Annotated in this window: 15 protein-coding genes; 5 read left to right on the top strand and 10 right to left on the bottom strand. The window is 72.3% G+C overall.

Annotation, left to right across the window (positions count from 1 at the left end):
* Window positions 1–577 precede the first annotated feature (577 nt).
* The gene (locus ABZ249_RS08575; protein WP_355259182.1) at window positions 578–1,435 is read left to right on the top strand and encodes a hypothetical protein; all 858 of its coding nucleotides are present in this window, start codon (window positions 578–580) and stop codon (window positions 1,433–1,435) included.
* A 26-nt stretch (window positions 1,436–1,461) separates the two neighbouring features.
* On the opposite strand, the gene ABZ249_RS08570 is transcribed toward ABZ249_RS08575, so the two are convergent.
* The 4 genes from ABZ249_RS08570 to ABZ249_RS08555 form a co-directional block, all read right to left on the bottom strand.
* Window positions 1,462–4,176 (bottom strand): CHAT domain-containing protein, encoded by a 2,715-nt coding sequence (locus ABZ249_RS08570; RefSeq protein ID WP_355259179.1) that lies wholly within the window; start codon window positions 4,174–4,176, stop codon window positions 1,462–1,464.
* A 31-nt stretch (window positions 4,177–4,207) separates the two neighbouring features.
* Complete coding sequence (locus ABZ249_RS08565) at window positions 4,208–4,468, bottom strand: hypothetical protein (protein ID WP_355259176.1); 261 nt, start codon at window positions 4,466–4,468, stop codon at window positions 4,208–4,210.
* 682 nt (window positions 4,469–5,150) lie between these two features.
* Window positions 5,151–5,858 (bottom strand): DnaJ domain-containing protein, encoded by a 708-nt coding sequence (locus tag ABZ249_RS08560; protein WP_355259173.1) that lies wholly within the window; start codon window positions 5,856–5,858, stop codon window positions 5,151–5,153.
* A gap of 64 nt (window positions 5,859–5,922) precedes the next feature.
* Window positions 5,923–6,735, bottom strand: a complete 813-nt coding sequence (locus ABZ249_RS08555; protein ID WP_355259170.1) for a hypothetical protein — start codon at window positions 6,733–6,735, stop codon at window positions 5,923–5,925.
* A gap of 279 nt (window positions 6,736–7,014) precedes the next feature.
* Between ABZ249_RS08555 and ABZ249_RS08550 the strand changes: the two genes are divergently transcribed.
* Window positions 7,015–9,489, top strand: coding sequence for an AAA family ATPase (locus ABZ249_RS08550; RefSeq protein ID WP_355259167.1), 2,475 nt, complete (start codon window positions 7,015–7,017; stop codon window positions 9,487–9,489).
* Window positions 9,490–9,508: 19 nt separating this feature from the next.
* Here ABZ249_RS08550 and ABZ249_RS08545 read toward each other — a convergent pair whose 3' ends face one another.
* The 3 genes from ABZ249_RS08545 to ABZ249_RS08535 all read right to left on the bottom strand — a co-directional run bounded on the left by ABZ249_RS08545 (window position 9,509) and on the right by ABZ249_RS08535 (window position 13,128).
* The gene (locus tag ABZ249_RS08545; RefSeq protein WP_355259164.1) at window positions 9,509–11,635 is read right to left on the bottom strand and encodes a cation-translocating P-type ATPase; all 2,127 of its coding nucleotides are present in this window, start codon (window positions 11,633–11,635) and stop codon (window positions 9,509–9,511) included.
* Between the two features lie 3 nt (window positions 11,636–11,638).
* Window positions 11,639–12,010, bottom strand: a complete 372-nt coding sequence (locus tag ABZ249_RS08540) for a metalloregulator ArsR/SmtB family transcription factor (RefSeq protein WP_355259161.1) — start codon at window positions 12,008–12,010, stop codon at window positions 11,639–11,641.
* Window positions 12,011–12,105: 95 nt separating this feature from the next.
* A complete protein-coding gene (locus ABZ249_RS08535) occupies window positions 12,106–13,128 on the bottom strand; it encodes a zinc-dependent alcohol dehydrogenase family protein (RefSeq protein ID WP_355259158.1) in 1,023 nt (340 codons plus the stop codon).
* Window positions 13,129–13,343: 215 nt separating this feature from the next.
* Between ABZ249_RS08535 and ABZ249_RS08530 the strand changes: the two genes are divergently transcribed.
* Window positions 13,344–13,574 carry a hypothetical protein gene (locus ABZ249_RS08530; RefSeq protein ID WP_355259155.1) on the top strand — a complete coding sequence of 77 codons (231 nt, stop codon included), beginning with the start codon at window positions 13,344–13,346 and terminating at the stop codon, window positions 13,572–13,574.
* Window positions 13,575–13,863: 289 nt separating this feature from the next.
* Here ABZ249_RS08530 and ABZ249_RS08525 read toward each other — a convergent pair whose 3' ends face one another.
* The 3 genes from ABZ249_RS08525 to ABZ249_RS08515 form a co-directional block, all read right to left on the bottom strand.
* A complete protein-coding gene (locus tag ABZ249_RS08525; protein WP_355259152.1) occupies window positions 13,864–14,127 on the bottom strand; it encodes a hypothetical protein in 264 nt (87 codons plus the stop codon).
* Window positions 14,124–15,470 carry a TRAP transporter large permease subunit gene (locus ABZ249_RS08520; protein WP_355259149.1) on the bottom strand — a complete coding sequence of 449 codons (1,347 nt, stop codon included), beginning with the start codon at window positions 15,468–15,470 and terminating at the stop codon, window positions 14,124–14,126. Before ABZ249_RS08520 ends, ABZ249_RS08525 begins: the two co-directional genes overlap by 4 nt.
* A gap of 88 nt (window positions 15,471–15,558) precedes the next feature.
* Window positions 15,559–16,911, bottom strand: coding sequence for an NAD(P)-binding domain-containing protein (locus tag ABZ249_RS08515; protein ID WP_355259146.1), 1,353 nt, complete (start codon window positions 16,909–16,911; stop codon window positions 15,559–15,561).
* 215 nt (window positions 16,912–17,126) lie between these two features.
* Between ABZ249_RS08515 and ABZ249_RS08510 the strand changes: the two genes are divergently transcribed.
* Window positions 17,127–17,885, top strand: a complete 759-nt coding sequence (locus tag ABZ249_RS08510) for an IclR family transcriptional regulator (protein ID WP_355259143.1) — start codon at window positions 17,127–17,129, stop codon at window positions 17,883–17,885.
* A 154-nt stretch (window positions 17,886–18,039) separates the two neighbouring features.
* Window positions 18,040–18,486: a carboxymuconolactone decarboxylase family protein gene (locus ABZ249_RS08505; protein WP_355259140.1), complete on the top strand. Its 447-nt coding sequence runs from the start codon at window positions 18,040–18,042 to the stop codon at window positions 18,484–18,486.
* Window positions 18,487–18,532 lie beyond the last annotated feature (46 nt).

Raw genomic sequence — 18,532 nt, 5'->3', positions numbered from 1 at the left:
GGGCGCTCCCGGCCCCGTCCGGTGCCTGGATGCTCGTATGGGGCCGTTTCATACAGAACCCCTTACCCTGCGGGCTTCCACTCGGCAGAATCGGTGGCGTACACGGCGGAGCCGTTCCGCGACCGGCCGCACTCCCGGTCGCCGCCGGTCCTCCGACCAACACCGCAGGACGGCACCTTGGCCCTGATGCCTCCACCGACTAGAACGGGAACGACGTGGCGGGTTCGGAACTCATCGCGTGGAGCTGCGAGAACCTGGAGGAACTACGGGAGGTGACCGGAGCCGAGCTGAGGCCGGACCTCGAGGCTTGTGTAGCGGCAGCGGTCCGCGGTGAGGATTGCTCCGACCTCCTGAACTCGGTACTGCGCGCCTTGGGGATCGAAACCCAGAAGTTCCGCGGTGGCCCCGACACGTCTCCCGGCGGCTACAGAAGGGCAGTGGGCGTGACCGGAGGCAAGGGCGCGGTTCTGCGGCCCGCCTGCCCGAACGGTGTGTGCTCACGCTCCCAGGATCCCGGCGCACCCCCGGAGGAGCGGTACTGTGCTCTTCAGGGGCGACCCTTCGTGGAACGGTGGCTGTGACCGGCTTCCTCGCCGGGCTGGGCGGTAAGCTCGCCGAACGGTGGCTCTCCCGGCTCACGCTCCCCGGCTGCCTGTTCCTCGCGGCGCTGTGCCTGGCCTTCGCTCTGGGGCAGGAGCACGCCGTGGACCGGCATCACCTGGTCGAGGCGGCCTCCGACTGGTATGAGAAAGCACAGGGCGCCCGCCCAGGTACACTCGCCGTGGCCGCTGTGGGCACGGCGCTGACGGCTACCCTGGCCGGACTGGGCTGCAGGGTAGTGGCCCATGGGATGGGATGGCTGTGGTTCGACGCCAGCGAGAATCCCCTGAACAAGCCGATACGGGATACCGAGGAACAGGTCGGCCTGTATTACCGGGTCGACCTGAAGCTGCTCTGGCCCCGGTTATGGCTCGTACTGTCCCCAACTGTACGCAATGAGCTCCGGGCCGCGATCACGGCGGTGGACACTGCGGTCGGGGTGGGCGCGTGGGGGGTCGTGTACCTCGTGTTGGGCCTGTGGTGGTGGCCCGCGGCGGTGGGCGGGGCCGCCATGCTGGCCGTCGGCCTGTTCATGGCACGTGAACGCGCCGCCGACCTGGCGGCGCTGATGGAGACCGCGGTTGACATCGGCCTGCGCCCGGTCGCACGTTCGCTGGGCGTCACACCCCCTCCGGCCTCGTCCCCAGCAGACCTGGGGCGCCTGGTCTCCCCGTTCCTGAACAAGAGAGCGGCGGTGGCCGCATCCGCGGGCGAGGGGTGGGTCGTCGTCTCCCAGGGGACGCCGAAGGAAATCCGGCGCCTTAAAGAACGACAGCGGAAGGATGCTGTACCGGAGACCTCCGCCTCACCCGCGGACGCGCAGTTCGAAGAGTGAGTCCTTGGACGCGCAACCGCCTCCGCTCAGCCCACGTGCACGAACGGCGCCCAGGCCATAGGGGACTCATATTCCTCCCGCACTCTCACGGCGGCATGGTGCACCGCAGCCGCGACCCGTTCAGGGTCCGGCCCGCCCGTGTCACCGTCCACGGGCGAGCCCAGGCGCTCGTAGAACACCTCGGTGAACCTGCGTGCGTGTTCGTCTCCCGTCTTCCACAGGGCCCCGACCGCGTTGCGCGCCCCCGCGGCACGGAAGGCGGAGGTGAGGTGCAGGATCTCGTCGGGCAGCCGTGCCCCCGCATGGGCGGTGTGACAGGCGGAGAGGAAGGCCAGTCCCAGACCGTCCAGGCGCTGTGCAATCAGGTCCGCCACGGTGAGGATCTCGTCTCGCAGCACCAGGTGGCTGCGCGACGGGTGGTGCGCGTCACTGATTCCGTGACCGGCGAAGTGCACACCCCGGGCCCCGCCGAGGCCGGCCTGTACCACCGGAGCCGATACCCCTTCCGGCTCCAACGAACGGGCCTGGGGCAGGACGGCCCCGAGGTGCGCGGCCTCCTCCCCGGCCTGCTCCAGCGGCTCCTCCGGCATGAGAGACGAGTGCGGGACCGGAACGACCAGGTACCCCTCCCGAGGCGGAGAGGGTGCGGCCTCGGCACGGGGATCGTCGAGCAAGCGCAGGGTCGGTATGTATGAGGAGACGACCCTGGCCATGACGGAGTCGCCGGGCGTCCCGGGCCGTTCGGCAGCGTGCAGCGGAAGCAGTGTCAACGGACCGGTCGGCGACCAGCGCAGGTGAGGAGGCAGTGTCCCGGTGCCCGGTACCGAGGTGATCCCCAGTGCGGCAAGGACCGGTTCGGCTACCGTTTCCCAAAGCCAGGACAGGACCTCGACCAGTACAGCGCCGTGATGGAGCCGCTCCTTCAGGGTCGGCCCTCCCTGCTGCAGAGGCCGGGAGAGCACTGTGACCGCCGCGGTGAACTCCTCGGCCCGACGCGCCGCCTCCTCCTGGGTGAGGTCCGGCAGAGGCACGAGCTGGGTCCCCCCTCCCTCCCGCAGGATCAGTGCATCACAACGGAAACGGCTCACATTGACCGTGGCCACAGGGACGGCGCCCACCCTGCGGGCGAGTTCTCCCGGAGCGGGCGGCAACAGGTAACGGTCCAACCCCGGGAGGGACCGGATCTGCTCGGTGACCTCCCGAAGTTCCCCCACCAGGCGGTGCCGCCGGTCGGCGTTCGGGCCGTGGCCGGCATCCTGCACCCGGGCCAGCTCCGCGCGCAGTTCCTCCACTCGCGCCGCCAGGGGCGGGGACATTGCACGAACGGGGTCGAGATCGGCGTTGCGGTGGCGGGCCAGCGCCTGTCCGATGAGAAGGGCCCTCCCCGATTCCAGGATCTGGAGTGCTTCGCCCACGGGTCGGCCTGCTCGGAGGAAGACCGCACCGGCGTCGCGGGCGAGGTCCGTCGCGATCGTGGCGAGTCCTCTTTCCCGGTCCTCCAACGGGATCGCTTCGGAGATCGCGTGCGGAAGCCGCTCGACCACATGACGGAGCAGGTCGGCCGCACCCTGCCAATCCTCGGCCTCCGTCTCCAGATAGGCGCCCAACAGACCGCCCAGCACGGCGCTGTGAGGGTGGGCGTTCGACAACCCCTCGGCAAGAAGGTCCGGGAATTCCGGATCCCGAGGATCTCGTGCGATGCGCAACATCGCGGTGACCATGGCGAGAGAATCCCGCTCCCGAGCGGTGGGGCTCGCCTCACTGCTCGCTCGGCCTCTTTCCATGACGGTGATCGCCTCGTCCAAGAGGGACTGCTCCCCCGTCACTCTCCACAACCCCCGCAGGGCCGTGGCGAGGTTCTCTGCGAAGGTGGGGTAATCAGGGGCCGCGGGGTCGGCCATGTGTACCGATGTCCGCAGGAGGTGCACGGCAAGGGCCAGTTCACGCCTCTGGGAGTCTCCCGAGCCGGTCATCAAGGCCCGCCCGTGCAGGGCGGACGCGAACTGGTTGAGTGCACCGGGCCAGTAGGGATGGCCGGGCCGCAGTCGGGCGACGGACCGCAGGTGCAAAGCGATCCCCTGGTCGAACGATGCCGCATCACGGTTATGGGCGCCTTTGAACACATGGGCCTGCCCGGCACGCATGAGCCGCCACCAGTACTTGTCGTCGTCCGTGCGGGAGTCGAGTTCCAATGCCTGGTCGGCGAGGTCGACCGCCTCGTCCAGTGCGGTGGAGTCCTGAGTGGCGATGTAGCGCTGCTGCAACTCGTTGACGAGGTTGAGCATGACCCTGGCCCTGGTCCGCGAATCGATATCCGGGTCCTGCACTGTTGCCCGCAGTTCACCGATCACATCGGTGCCGGGCCGCAACACATGGATGATGGCTCGGTCTGCTCGGATCTGGCTGTACATGGAATGGTCGGGCCCGGCCGCTGCGAATGCACCGTCGATCGCCTCGATCGCCCGGCGCAGGTCGTGTTCCCGCCCGGCATGCAGGTACCGGACCCGCCAGGCGTTGGCCTCGACGTAGTACAGCGAAACGCGCCCCTCATCGTCCTCCGACAGCCGTTTCCTCCGAGCCGCCAGCAGTTCGGCCACTCGTTCGGCGACATCGAGCGGCGCCCCACCCTGTACCCCCGCGATGCAGTCCTGGGCGACCTGAACACAATCCAGTGGGGAGTGGTCCTCACCGCACAGCCTTTCCAGTTCTTCGAGTGGTGCTTCCACCGGGATTCGCGACACGACAACACCTCTCGTTCCGAGTGGATTCCGGTCAGCGGCCGCGCCGCTTGACCACCGTCCCGCGGTAGCACCGCAGGTCCCAGTGGGCGTCGGTCTCGGTGTGCCCGACCGGGATGGTGCGGCTCCCTTCGACCGCGGTGACGTCTTGGGGCCCGGCGAAGACCATGCAGAAGACGCTCAGGTCACCACCCGCCTCCCCGTAGTAGTGGTAGTCCTGGCGCAGAATCTCCTGTCCGGCCAGGAAAGGGGCTTGGAGGAGTTCCTGGGCGCGAGGTGGCAGATGGCCGAGCACCTCCTGAACACCGGTCCGGATCGCCAGGGCGCCTGGACGTGCGTCAGGCGGAGGCGTGGAAGCCCTCCTGGGTGGGCCTGACGTCCTTTGCCGCCCCTGCGGGCCAGGTCGGTGCACCACCTCGGCCCGGCGCAGTGATACGGGGTCCAGATGGTAGGCCGAGATCGCGTAGACCGGCTTGTGCCGGGTGTCCACCCGGGGGTCGGCGAAGCACAGGGCCCGGTCGCCGAACAGAACCGCTTCTGGGCGTCGACCGTCCGCAGCCGATGCCCACCAGAGCAGGGACTCCGACCCGGCGTACTCCCGCATCCTCCTCCGCACGGCCTCGGGGACCCGCAACCATAGGACGTCGCGCCCGGGCCCGGAAGTGAAACCCATCTCGCCGGCCGCGCACAGCTGCGGACCGATGCGTTGGACGGCTCGCTCCTGCGATCGGTGCGGGCGGATGGCCTCGCGGCCGTGCGCACCGGTCGTCCTGTGTACGGGCAAGTGGTCCACTCACGCCTCCTGAAGGGAAGAACAGGGAAAACGGCGATCATCGCAGCCGGGTCGGCCCGAACCATCGCCTTGGGGAAATTCAGTGTCGAAACGAATATCCAGGAAATCGGATGAACCGTGAAATATCTTTTTTTCTCATTTTTTCGACCGGACGAACTTCCTGATCCACTCCACTGGCACGATGTCACCCCCCGAGCAGGCTCATGAGCCCCCCTAATAGCACGAACAGCACCAGGTTCACCCCGTTAGCGGTCCACGCATAGCGCTTGTACCTGGCGGCTTTCCCGTGGTCATCGTTCTCGCAGAGGGCCATGATCGCGAGGATGACGGCAGGAATCGCCAGAGCGTTACAGGCGAACAACAGGAGCCCCGCCGTCACCAAGGCCGCGACAGTGGAACCTCGCCCCGACGGCATCGCCCGACCTCCGGAGGCCGATGGGGGCGGATAGGGGTGGGTTCGGTACGCGGCCTGTGGATCCGGGGTCGGATACGGACGGGCGGCGTCCCAGGGCGAACGGGCTCCAGGAGGGGGCGCATGGTCCCATGGGTCCGATGGTGTCCGCGCTCCGGGAGGCGGTGCCGTATTCGTCGGGCCGGACCCAGGCTCCGATCCCCACGGATCGGCAGGATCAGGCCCGGGTTCCGAAGCCGACGGAGGAACAGGGTCGGCTTCGGGTCCCGGTGTGCGCAGTTCGGCCAGGAGGACCTCCCGGGCCAGAGCGACACGCTCGAACATCGTCCTCGCCTCCTGCGCCCCTGTTGTCGAATGCCGGTCGGGGTGCCACTGCGCGGCCTTGCGTCGGAAAGCCCTGCCCACCTCCTCCTCCCGGGCACCGGGACCGACCCCCAGCAGCCTCCGCGCTTCGTCCGGGTCGGGTTTCGATACGGCCATGCTCCAGGTGTCTCCTTTCCGTAGCTCCCGTATCAGTGGGTGACGGCGGCCCCGATCCGCGGGCTCACTCGAACCGGATGGCGTACAGGTCTGCGTGCGGGTGCTCTCCGACCGCTTCCAACCAGCGCCATCCGAGTTCGTTCTCTCCGAGTTCGACCGTGACCCGGCGTTCCCGGAAACCGTCCTCGCCAGTGATCCACTCCTCTCCCACCACTGTCATGGGCACATCGTCGAACGTGTCGGAGGACATCGCATCGCCGATCTCGATGAAGGTGTCCCCGCAAGTCGATCCGCCGTAATGCTCGGCCAACCCCTGCCACTCCTCTTCGGGCATGTGCCCGCAGGGGTTGGCCGAGCCCGACCCGATACCGGCGAGCTGCTCCCTCAGCTCACCGACCTCCCACGGGTCGGGGTCCCGTGCCTCCTCATGCAGCGCGAACCCCCATCTCGCGGCCACGCCCGCCACCAGACAGGCGGCGACCCCCGCGAGGAGCACCCGGGAGCGCCGCAGCTCCGTCTTCCGAAGAAAAGCGACCGCTACCGCCACAGCCAGTACCGCGCACAGCACCAACAGCGGCCACCGGAGGGCCACCACGGCTTCGCGGAGCACCACCACCGTGACGACGAACAGGATGACGACTGCAAAGCACCCTCCCCCAGCCGCGTTCGTATCGGAATCCCACCGGGTGTGGATCGTGGGCGCGGGTTTGACTCCATCGCGTTCGAAGGCCGACCGTGGCGGGCCCGACGGTTTGTGCACCGTTTCGTCCCGCCAGCGGAACCCCTGTCCCGTGGAGACCTCGCTGCGCCACTGTTCGCCGTCCCAGAAGCGCTTGTATCCGTTCCCGTCGGGATACCAGCCAGGGGGATATGACATCGCACTCCTTCTTCGCTTCTCGGGGGCGCAGGAGGCCGATGTCGGTCACCCCGGTCCTCGGTCGAAATTCCGCACAGTGATGCTACGCCTCGTCCGTTTCCCAGGAAGGAATTCATCACCCTCGCCTCCCGGCGGGGCTGCGGGGGTGATCAATTCATCGATGCGCATTGACACGGAAATCCGGTCCCGGCCCTCTGGGGTGGGGGTCACCGGAGGAAGAACCGGGGATAATCAAGGTCCTGTCCCCGTCACACCCCAGGACGCCGTGGATGATGAACGATGATCAATGACCTCCGCCCGGGGCGTCCCCCCAACCCGGTACCGGCCCCGGACAGCCCTCTGGGGGCCTTCGCCCTCGGGCTGCGGGAGCTGCGAACGGCAGTGGGCTCGCCCAGTTTCCAGCGCATGGCCGAACAGGCCAGCGCACTGGGCCTGCGCGTATCGGCCACTTCCCTGCGCAACGCCGCCGCGGGCGAGAAGCCGCCCACCCTGGCCACCGTCACCTCCTTCGTCCGGGTGTGCCTGTCACTCGCAGCGGCCTCCGAGGCGGAACCGGAGGACGAGGAGGCCGTCCTCGACCGGTGGCGGCTGCGCTGGAGGCGCCTGGTCGAGGCGGACGGCGACACCGCGGGGGGACGCGACCGCGGGGCGGAGGAGCCCCGGCCCCCGCGGCGGGCGAAGGGGAACCTGCCCGCGGAGTCGGACAGCTTCGTCGGGCGCGACGACGAGATCGGAGCGCTCACCGAGGTGCTGAAGGACGCTCGGCTGGTGACGTTGACCGGCATCGGCGGTGTGGGCAAGTCCCGGCTGGCCCGCCACACGGCCGTGCGGCTGGCCGGCGCCCACCGGGACGGCGCCTGGCTGGTGGAACTCGCCCCCGTGACCGACCCCGAGGCGGTGGCCTGGACCGTCGCCACCACGCTCGGCATCCAGGAGGACGACACCTCCGACGCCGTCGCGCAACTGGCGCACCAGCTGCGCGACCGCCGTCTTCTGCTGGTCCTGGACAACTGCGAGCACGTCCTGGACGCCTGCACACGCCTGGTCGACGTACTGCTGGGCACCGTTCCCGGCCTGAGGGTGCTGGCCACCAGCCGACGCTCCCTCGGCGCCACCGGCGAACACGTGCGGCCCCTGGCTCCGCTGGCCGTACCCGGGGAGGACGACGGGAACCGGGTCGCCGACAACCCTGCGGTCCGGCTCTTCACCGACCGGGCCGCCGCGGCCTGGCCCGGCTTCTCCCCGCCCCGGGGGGACCTCCACGACATCGCGGCGCTGTGCCGCCACCTGGAGGGGCTCCCCCTGTCCATCGAGCTGGCCGCCCGCTGGACGCGCACCCTCTCCCCCCGCCAGATCCGCGAACACTTCCTCGACCGGCACAGCCTGCGCGTCACCGGTCCGGCCCGGCCCCGCCACCAGAGCCTGCACGCCGTGCTGGAGCGCAGCCACAACCTGTGCTCTCCCGCGCAGAGGACTCTGTGGGCGCGCATGTCGGTGTTCACCGGGCCCGCCACGACCGAGGACGTGTGCTCCGTCGCCGGATTCGATCCGCTGGACTCCGACTCGGCCCTGAGCGCCCTGGACTCCCTCGTCGACCAGTCCATCGTCGTCCCCGTGGACACCCCCGCCGGGCGCGCGTACACCCTCTTGGAGACCGTGCGCGGCTACGGACACGGCAGGCTGGCCGACCTGGGCGAGGAGGCGCGGCTGCGCGCCCGGCACCGGGAATGGTTCATGGCGCTGGCCCACCGGGCCCACGCGCACGGGTACGGGTCCGACCAGGCCTACTGGCTGGCGAGGCTGCGCACCTGCACCAACGACATGCGGCTGGCGCTGGAGCACGCCTACGACGACGGGACGGACCCCGGACACATCCAGGTCACCGAGGCCGACCTGTGGCTGTACTGGATGGTCACCGGGCGCCTGTCCGAGGGGCGCGGCCGGTTGGAGCGCGCGCTGTCGTTGTCGGCCGAGCCCACCTACGCGCGGGCCCGGGCACTGTGGGCCTACGGCTACCTGGCCTTCGTCCATGGTGACCACCGCGCGACCGGAGAGAGCGCCGCGCTGGCCCTGGAGATCGCCTCGCGCCTGGACAACGCCGAGGCGGAGTACGGGGCCCGCGTTCTCCTGTCCCTGGTCGCCCTCGGCCAGGGGGGCCTGTCGCGTTCGCTGGAGCTGGCCGGCGACTTCTGGCGGATGCCCGACCGGCCGGGGTTCATGAACCAGCTCTGCGCGTCCGTCACCGGGCTGGCCTATACGCTCCAGGGCCGGCTGGACGAGGGGGCGGCCTGGCTGGCGCGGTCGGGCGAGATGGCCGCGGAGCGGGAGGAGACCTGGCACTACTCGTACAACCTGTGGGTGGTCGGCCTGAACCTGCTGTTGCGAGGCGACCCGGCGGCCGAGGGGCACCTGCGGCGGGCCCTCGTCATCAAGGCATCGCTCGGCGACCGCCTCGGGCTGCCGGCGGTGGTGGAGTCGCTGGCCTGGCACGCCCAAGAGCAGGGTGATGACGAACACGCCGCGCTGCTGCTGGGCGGGGCCGAGGCGCTGTGGGGGACCACCGCCCCGCGGCTGTTCAGGTTCGACGGCCTGGTGACCCTGCACCGGGGGACCCGCGAACGCATCGTGCGGGCCCTGGGGCGGGAGCGGGCGGAGGAACTGATGGACCGGGGCCGCGGTCTGGGCTTCGAGGACCTGGTGCGCCTTGCCGTGGGCGGTGTCGAACAGAACCGGGACGGGGAGCACACCCCCTGAGAAACCGGGGCAGCGGGGATCAGCGCGGATCGGGGCGGTGCCCGGCGCGGACGCCGTTGGCGATGACCAGGACCTCGGCTAGCTCGTGGGTGAGGATGACGGCCGCCAGCCCCAGGACGCCGAACGCCGACAGCGGGACGAGGGCGAGCAGGATCCCGCCCGACAGCACCAGGCTCTGGAGCATGATGCGCCGGGAGCGGCGGGCGTGGGCCAGGGCCCGGGGCAGGGCGCGCAGGTCCTCGCCCATGAGCGCCACGTCGGCGGTCTCGATCGCGACGTCGGTGCCCATGGCGCCCATGGCCACCCCGGTGTCGGCGGTGGCCAGGGCGGGGGCGTCGTTGACACCGTCGCCGACCATCGCCACCGGCCCGTGGCGGCGCAGGCCGGCGACCAGGGCCGCCTTGTCCTCGGGGCGCAGGTCGGCGTGGACCTCGGTGACGCCGACCTGTGCGGCCAGGGCGCGGGCGGTGCGCTCGTTGTCTCCGGTGAGCATGACGGTGCGCACGCCCATGCGGTGCAGGGCGGCCACCGCCTCGACCGCCTCGGGGCGCGGCTCGTCGCGGATCGCGACCGCCCCGACCACCGAGCCGGCCGCCTCGACCAGGACGGTGGTGGCGCCCTGCTCCTGGAGGCGGACCACGGCCGGGGCCAGGGGGCCGGGGTCGATGTAGCCGGGGCGGCCCAGCCGCAGGGGCGTGCCGTCGGCGGAGGTTCCGGCCAGGCCGCTGCCGGGCACCGCCGCCACGTCCCGGGCCGGCTCCGGGTCGGGGCGGGCGGCCAGGATCGCGGCGGCCAGGGGGTGCTCGCTGCGCGCCTCCAGGGCGGCGGCCGCGGCGAGGACCTCCTCGCGGGTGTGCCCGGGGGCGGGCTCGACGGCCACCACGGCGGGCCGGTTGCGGGTGAGGGTCCCGGTCTTGTCCAGGGCGACGACCCGCACGGTCCCGAACGCCTCCAGGGCGGCCCCGCCCTTGACCAGCACGCCCGACCGGCTCGCCGCGCCGACGGCGGCGACCACGGTGACGGGGACGGAGATGGCGAACGCGCACGGGGAGGCGGCCACGAGCACCACCAGGGCGCGCTCGATCCAGACCCCCGGGTCGCCGAACACCGAGCCGGCGACGGCGATCAGGGCCGCGGCGATGAGGACGCCGGGGACCAGGGGCCGGGCGATCCCGGCGGCCAGGCGCTGGGCGGCGCCCTTGCGGGCCTGCTCGCGCTCGACGATGTGCACGATCCGGGACAGGGAGTTGTCGGCCACCCGGGCGGTGACCTCGACCTCCAGGGCGCCGCCGCCGTTGACGGTGCCCGCGAACACCCCGGTGCCCTCGACCGCCTCCACCGGCACGGACTCGCCGGTGACGGTCGAGGTGTCCACGGTGGAGCGGCCCGAGCGGACCACGCCGTCGGTGGCGACGCGCTCGCCGGGGCGGACCAGCAGCAGGTCGCCCTCCCGTAGTTCGCCGGGGGCGACGGTGGCCTCGCGGCCGCCGCGCAGCACGGTCGCCTTCGCCGGGACCAGGTCGAGCAGGGCGCGCAGGCCGCGGCGGGTGTGCGCCACGGCGTGGTCCTCCAGCGCTTCGGCCAGGGAGAACAGGAAGGCGAGCATGGCGGCCTCGCCCACCTCGCCGAGCAGGACGGCGCCAGCCATGGCCACCGTCATCAGCGTGCCCACGCCGAGCCTTCCCCGGGCCAGCGCCCGCAGGGTGCCGGGCACGAACGTCCGCCCGCCCGCCGCGATCGCGGCGGCGAACAGCGCGGTCGCGACCGCGGGAAGGCCGACCAGCCACTCGGTGAGCAGCCCGGACAGCCAGAACACCCCGGCGGCCGCGGCCCAGCGCACGGCGGCCGAGTGCCACCACGCCCCCGGTGCCCGCTCCGGATCCGGGATAGGTGAGCCGCAGGTCGGGTCGCCGCACCCGTCGCCGTCGGCGGCCGCCTCGGCGGAGGCACGGCCGTGGCCATCGTCCGCACGGCGGCCGTCGGCGGCGGTGCCCGGGAGGTCCCGGTCGCGGACGCCTCCGTCCGCGCAGCAGGGGCAGGCGACCTCGGCCGGCGCGCGGGACGCGGGGGCGGCGGTCGGGTTCGGCAGCGGGCGGACACGGGGCGGCTCGGGGGCGCCGTCGTCACCGCAGCACAGGTCGGACACGGCTCAGCCCTCTCCCGCCGCGGGCACGGGGGCGGCCTCGGGCAGCAGCAGGGACAGCAGGGCGTGTCCGGTGTCGGTGAGGCGGTACATGACGAGCTTGCCGTCGCGCCGGGAGGCCGCCAGCCCGGCGGCGCGCAGCCGGCGGACGTGGTGGGAGACGAGGTTCTGCGCGGCGGAGCAGACCCACGCCAGGTCGCACACGCACAGCTCCCCGCCGGCCGCCAGGGCGCGGGCGATGCGCAGCCGGGTGGGGTCGGCCAGGGCGTGCGCCCGTTCGGCGGCGGCCCGGACGTCCTCGTCGGCGGGGACGACGGCACGGACCGCCTCGGCCTGGGGCAGGTCGAGGCAGAGGAGGTCACAGGAGTCGGAAGACATACCAACAAACTAACACTCGTTGATATGTTGAGTCGACACCGTGCCGGGGCCGGCGGTCCGCCCCCGGCACGGCCCGGGGACGGACGGACCCCGGATCAGAGGGTGAGGAGCACCTTGGTGGCGCGGCGCTCGTCCATCGCCCGGTAGCCCTCGGCGGCCTCCTCGATGGGCAGGGTGAGGTCGAAGACCGCTCCCGGGTCGATCCGGTCGGTCATGATCAGGTCGATCAGCTCGGGCAGGAACCGGCGCACCGGCGCCGGCCCGCCCAGCAGGCTCACGGTGGAGAAGAACAGGTCCATGCCGTCCAGCTCGACCCCGTGGGCGACGCCCACGTACCCGACGTGCCCGCCCGGGCGCGTGGAGTGGATCGCCTGCATCATGGACTCCTGGGTGCCCACCGCCTCGATCGTGGAGTGGGCGCCGTAGCCGCCGGTCAGCTCCTTGACCCGGGCGACGCCCGCCTCGCCCCGCTCCCCGACGACGTCGGTCGCGCCGAACCGCCGGGCCAGCGCCTGCCGGTCCGCGTGGCGCGACATCGCGATGACCCGCTCGGCGCCCAGTCTCCTGGCCGCCAGGACCCCCAGCAGCCCCACCGCGCCGTCACCGACCACCGCGACGGTCTTCCCGGGACCGGCCTGGGCGGCGACGGCGGCGAACCAGCCGGTGCCGAGCACGTCGGAGGCGGCCAGCAGGCTGCGCGCCTGCGCCTCGGTGGGCTCCCCGGGGACCTTGACCAGGGTGCCGTCGGCGAGCGGGATGCGCGCGTACTCGGCCTGGGTGCCGATCGCGCCCATCATCACCTGGTGGACGCAGCGGGACTGGAACCCGGCCCGGCAGATCTCGCAGGTGTTGTCGGAGGCCACGAACGACCCCACGACGAAGTCGCCCACCGCGATCTCCTCCACCCGGGCGCCGACCTGCTCGACGACCCCGATGTACTCGTGGCCCATCCGTGCGGGCCCGTCCTGCTTCTCGACACCGCGGTAGGGCCACAGGTCCGAGCCGCAGATGCAGGCGGCGGTCACGCGGATGACCGCGTCGGTCGGCTCCACGATCACCGGCTTCTCGACGTCCTCGACCCGGACGTCGCCGGGTGCGTGCATGACGACAGCGCGCATGGTCTTCCCATCCTCGTTCTCTCGGCTACCCGTCCACGACACCGCGCCCGCCCATGGCACGGGAGTCACTCCCGGGGCCGCCCACAGCGGGGAGGACGCGGGCGCGGCGGTGTACCCCTCCAGGCCACCACGTCCGCGCCCCGGGAGGGAGCCCCTGTCGATGGGGGTACCGGCAGGGCCCCCATCGACTCGACCTGGACGCCCGCCAGGGCCTGGTGGCCGCCGACCGGCTGGGCCGCGCCCCGCACTCCCCGCACTTCGACACGGACCGGCGGCCGCCCGACATGGTGGGGTTCGTCTTTTCGGCCCCCGCACCCGGGACTGCTGCGTCGACCGGCCCCTGGCCCGGCACCCCCTCGGCGGACGCCGTCGCCCTGCTGGGCACCCTCACCGCCACCCGGGAGGAGGCGGGCCGGGAGCACCACGGCACCGCCCCTGACCCCTAGGGCATAATCGCCCGACGACCGCTCCCGGCACCCGGCGCAAGCGCCGAGCCACACGAAAGCATCCACCGAACACGCCATGGGACCCGGTTCTCGGATGCCCTCCGGTACCGCCGCCGGGGGCCTGAAGGCCCGGAGGAGGCGTCCTCAGGGGAGGGCCGGGGCCGCAGGCGGTCCGTCGAGGGCCCTCCACCGTCCGCTGGGCGGGCCGGAGCGCGGCGGCGGTTCGGAGCGGCACGGCCGCGGCGGGGCGGGGGCCGCAGCGCCCCCGCCCCGCCGTCGCCGGTCCTGATCAGTCCTCCTCGGCCTCCGCCTCCCCCGCGGGCCGGAGGTAGTTGCCGATGAAGCCCAGGACACCGAAGGCGGCCGCCGCTCCGACGGTCGGCACGAACAGCAGCTCGGACGTGCCGGTCACCCACTCGGGGCGCTGCGCGACGACGCCAGCCGCCTGGCCCAGGACCAGGAGCGTGCCCAGCGCGAAGCAGCACAGGAGCCCGACCTTGAACAGCACGCGGACCACGGTGTAGGCGCGGGACTTGAGATCGGTCACGGTCATCCCCCCAGGACCGGAAGGACGCCCCAACCGATCAGACAGCCGATCAGGAAGATCGGGATCATGTAGTAGACGATGAGCGGCAGGAAGGTGCTCTCCGGCCGCGCCCCGGTCAGCCCCGCGGCCACGAAGATCGACCCCGAGGCGGGCGGGGAGGCCCCCTCGGTGGAGGCGAAGACCAGGATGGCGATGATCGCGAGCAGCGGGTCGACGCCCACCCCGACCAGGGCCAGGAAGGAGATCTGGCCGACGGCGGTCAGGGTGGCGGTGGAGGAGAGCGGGCCGGCCACCAGCGCGATCACCAGCCCGACCACGATCACCATCAGGGTGGAGCCGACCGGCAGGGACTCCAGCATGGTGTTGACGTCCTCGGCCAGGCCGAGCCGCCCGAGGATCTCGCTCGCGGCGATCGCGAAGAACAGCAGCGCGCCGATGGTCGCGAACTTGGGCAGGGCCCCGTCGAGCAGGCGGGACCAGCCGCCCACCGTCCGCGGGAGGCGGTCCCGTCCGGCGAGGAGCGAGAAGCCGATGATGAGGATGGGGATCCAGGTCAGCAGGGAGATCTCGCCCATCGCGTCGCCCAGCGGGGTCGACTCGGTGAGGTACTCGCCCAGCGGGCCCACGGTGACGCCGATGGGGATCAGCGCGCCCAGGAAGATCGAGAGCGCCCCGGCCCCCTGCCGCAGCGAGGTGCGCAGCGGGACCAGGTCGTGCTCGTCGACCCGGGGGACGCCGTCGCGGCGCACGAAGTACGCCACCAGGCCGATGCGCAGCAGGATCTGGTAGAGCCCCGCCACGAGCAGGCCCAGGTACACCTGGCCGGTGGTGACCATGCCCCCGGCGAAGCCGATCATGATGACCATGGACGCGCTGGGCGGCAGGGCGGCGCCCATGCCGCCGTTCCCGGCCAGGACGGTCGCGGCCCGGGTGGGCGTCCACCCGGTGCGCACCATCCAGGGTCCGGTGAAGGAGCCGCTGGAGGCGGTGTTGGCCGAGTTGGACCCCGACAGGGACCCGAAGACGGCCGAGGCGACCGTGTCGATGTAGCCGGGGCCGCCGCGGATGCGGCCGAACACGGAGTTGAGGATGGCCAGGATCCTCTGGATCAGCCCCGTGGCGTCGATGAGGTAGGCCATGAACACGAAGGCCAGGGCCGCGTAGAGCACGTCGTGGGTGAGCGCGTCGGCCAGTCCGCCCAGGAGGTAGGCGGGGGCCTGCGCCCCGGCGAACAGGGAGGTGGCCACGAGTCCGAGCAGCATGGCCTCGCCCATGTTCCGCTTGAACACGACGTTCCACACGATGATCACGGCGATGAACGCCGCGAGGGCTAGCAGGGCGATGGGCATGGGGAGACCTTCGGTGCGGGGGTGTGCCGGTGCCCGCGGGCGGGCGGGGTGTCGCTCGGGCGGAGCGACCGCGGGGGCCGGGGCGCGCTCACGCGCGTTCCCGGCGGATGGTCCGCAGGCGCTCGGCCTCGTCCTCCAGGACGAGCCGGGCCGCTGCGAGGGTCTGCTCGGCCTCCAGGCGCGGGACGATGAACACGCCGTCGCCGTCGGCGACCACGATGTCCCCCGGGGCGCAGACCGCGCCCCCCACGGAGATGGTGCGGCCGATGTGGCCGGGCCCGTCCTTGTAGGGGCCCGCGGGGGAGACCGCGGCGGCCCAGACGGGGAATCCGAGCCCGCGCAGCTCGTCGACGTCGCGCACCGCGCCGTCGACCACCATGCCGCGCACCCCCCTGTTGACGGCGCGCTCGGCGATCAGCTCGCCCAGCAGCGCCCGGGAGTCGTCGCCCCCGCCGTCCACGACCAGCACGTCGCCGGGGCGCGCGACGGCCAGGGCGCGGTGCAGGGCCTTGTTGTCGCCGGGGCGCGTCTGGACGGTCAGCGCGCGGCCCGCCAGCCGTGCCCCGGCCCAGACCGGCCTGATCCGGGAGGAGAGGAACCCGAGGCGGTCGCGGGCGTCCCCGATGGCGGCGGTGGGGATCTCCGCGAAGGCGTCGATCAGCTCCCGGGCGCCGTCGCCGGCCGAGCGCGCCAGGTACCGGTGGCGGTCGGCCGCGCCCCGGCTCACCGGTGTCTCGACCGAGAGGCCGGCCAGCAGCTCGATGCTCGCGTCCAGCTCGCGGGACCGCCGCACGGCGTGCAGGCGGGTGCCGCGGTCCAGGCGGTCGAGCGTTTCGGAGCCCCCGGCGAGCACGTCGGCGATCTGCTTGCGCATCCACTCCTCTTCACCCGCCGCGGTCCCCGCGTCGACGGACTCGGTGATCAGTGCGCCGAGGCCCTTCATGAACACGCTGCGCAGCAGTTTGCGTCCGGACGCCGCTCCGACGGTGTCCCCGATCGGCTCGGCGGCGGAGCCCACGGCCTTCAGGGCCTCTGCGGCCGCATCCGCCGCCGGGCCGGCGAGGAGGACCTCGACCGCCGCCCCGAACTTGACGACGGAACCGATGACGGCCCCGTCCACGACGCGGGCCGCGTCACCGATGGTACGGGCCACCTCGGCCTTGACCTGCGGCGAGGCCGCGTTCAGGTCGATGTAGAGGGCGTCCTCGCGCAGGGCGGGCGCGGCGTCGCGGGCGGCGGAGACCGCGTGGGCGGCCGTGGTCAGGCTCAGGACGAGGTCGGCGTCCGCGACCGCCTCGGCCGTCGACGGGGCCCGTGTGACGCCCGCGGGCGTCGGGATCGCGGGCGCGGGGTCGAAGCCGACCGTCCGCCGGCCGGCGGACGCGAAGGCCTCCGCGTAGATCGCGCCGGCTTCGCCGAGCCCCAGGACAGCTACCTTCATTACTCCACCATCTATCATTGGGTGATAGTTTCTCTTGCTGGTTGATAGGGAGTGTGACCTGTGGCTCTTCCGGCTGTCAACCCGCCGGAAACATCTCCGCTACCTTGGGGAGGGCCATACCGGGCGGGAACGCCGTCCCCGGCGGGCTTCGCGGGCCCCGCCCGGGACGCGGAGGACCCCCGAGGACACACGAGCGAAGGAGCGGCGAGGCGAGCATGGGCGCCACAGCCGAAGGCGGGAACCAGGGGCGCACGCTCGACCGTGCGCTGGACGTCCTCGAATGCCTGGAACGCGCGCGCGGCCCGCTGCGGCTGAGCGACATCGCGCGGGAGGCCGACCTGCACCTGGCCACCACCCAGCGGACGGTCAACCAGCTCGTGCGGCGCGGCTACGTCCAGCAGGGCCGCCTGGGCTACTCGCTCGGCCCGGTCGTGCTGTCACTGGCCCACGGCTTCGTGGTCAACGACCGGCTGAGCACGGTCGCCACACCGGTGCTCACCGAGCTGTCCGCGACCACGCGGCTGACCTCGTCGGTGTTCGTCCGGTCGGGGGACGAGCGCATCCTGGTCGCCCGCGTCAGCGGCGCCGACCCCCTGCGCTACCAGTTCCCGATCGGGCGCCGCGTGCCCCTGAACATCGGCGGCGGGAAGGTGCTGCTCGCCGCCCTGCCGGACGAGGAGTTCGAGGAGTACCTCCACCGCTTCCCGGAGGCCGCGCTGGCGTCGGGCGGGACCCAGGGGGCGCGGGAGCTGAAGGAGGAGGTCGAGCGCGTGCGGGAGAACGGCTACCACCTCGCCGAGTCCGAGCGTGAACTGGGCGCGCTGAGCCTCAGCCTGCCGGTGCGCGACGCCGACAAGGAGGTCATCGGGGCGATCAACCTGGTGACGACGACCGACGTCACCAGCGCCGAGGAGCTGCTCGCCTGGCTGCCGGAGCTGTCGCGGGGGGCCGGCGCCATCGGGGCCCGCATCTGACCGGACCCCCGGGGCGCGGGGGGCGTACGGGGACCGATCCCCACCGAAGCGACCATTCGGAAACCCCGCGTGCCGTCACCCTCACCCTTGGTAGTTTCCCTGTGTCCGGCGGTCCCCTCCGCCCGCGGCCACCGAGAGGAACACGAGGAATCCCATGGGCAGCCCCCGCGCGCAGATGGCGCACCACCTCCCCGAGGCGTACACGGAACTGGCCCGCCTGAGCGCGGTCCTGGACGGTGTCCTCGACGACGGGCTGCACACGCTCGTCAAGCTCCGCGCCTCCGTCCTCAACGGCTGCGCCTTCTGCGTCGACATGCACACCCGGGAGGCCCTGGAGGCGGGGACGTCCCCGCAGCGGGTCGCGCTGGTGGCGGCCTGGCGCGAGGCCGGCGCCCACTTCACCGAGGTCGAGCGCGCCGTGCTGGCGGTCGTGGACGCCCTCACCCGCCTGGACGGCGACGGCCTGCCGGACGAGGTCCACGACGCGGCCGCCGCGCACCTGTCGGAACGGGAGATGGTCGCGCTCGTCACCGCCGTCGGCCTGGTCAACCTCTACAACCGCCTCGGGATCGGCACCGGCATGACCCCGCCGGTGCGCTGACCGGGCCCCGCCCGCGGGGCGCCGCGCCAGGCGCCCCGCCCCGGGC

Source organism: Nocardiopsis sp. NPDC006139, from assembly GCF_040614155.1.
GTDB classification, from domain to species: Bacteria; Actinomycetota; Actinomycetes; order Streptosporangiales; family Streptosporangiaceae; genus Nocardiopsis; species Nocardiopsis changdeensis.
The sequence above is the reverse complement of the archived record's forward strand: the minus strand, read 5'-3'. Positions and strand labels throughout refer to the sequence as shown.

What these genes read in the sequence shown, in the direction of transcription:
- ABZ249_RS08505 (WP_355259140.1), top strand. Translation starts at nt 18,040, where the DNA reads ATGGGCAGCCCCCGCGCGCAGATGGCGCACCACCTCCCCGAGGCGTAC.
- ABZ249_RS08515 (WP_355259146.1), bottom strand. Translation starts at nt 16,911, where the DNA reads ATGAAGGTAGCTGTCCTGGGGCTCGGCGAAGCCGGCGCGATCTACGCG.
- ABZ249_RS08510 (WP_355259143.1), top strand. Translation starts at nt 17,127, where the DNA reads ATGGGCGCCACAGCCGAAGGCGGGAACCAGGGGCGCACGCTCGACCGT.
- ABZ249_RS08535 (WP_355259158.1), bottom strand. Translation starts at nt 13,128, where the DNA reads ATGCGCGCTGTCGTCATGCACGCACCCGGCGACGTCCGGGTCGAGGAC.
- ABZ249_RS08555 (WP_355259170.1), bottom strand. Translation starts at nt 6,735, where the DNA reads ATGTCATATCCCCCTGGCTGGTATCCCGACGGGAACGGATACAAGCGC.
- ABZ249_RS08525 (WP_355259152.1), bottom strand. Translation starts at nt 14,127, where the DNA reads ATGACCGTGACCGATCTCAAGTCCCGCGCCTACACCGTGGTCCGCGTG.
- ABZ249_RS08560 (WP_355259173.1), bottom strand. Translation starts at nt 5,858, where the DNA reads ATGGCCGTATCGAAACCCGACCCGGACGAAGCGCGGAGGCTGCTGGGG.
- ABZ249_RS08520 (WP_355259149.1), bottom strand. Translation starts at nt 15,470, where the DNA reads ATGCCCATCGCCCTGCTAGCCCTCGCGGCGTTCATCGCCGTGATCATC.
- ABZ249_RS08540 (WP_355259161.1), bottom strand. Translation starts at nt 12,010, where the DNA reads ATGTCTTCCGACTCCTGTGACCTCCTCTGCCTCGACCTGCCCCAGGCC.
- ABZ249_RS08550 (WP_355259167.1), top strand. Translation starts at nt 7,015, where the DNA reads ATGATCAATGACCTCCGCCCGGGGCGTCCCCCCAACCCGGTACCGGCC.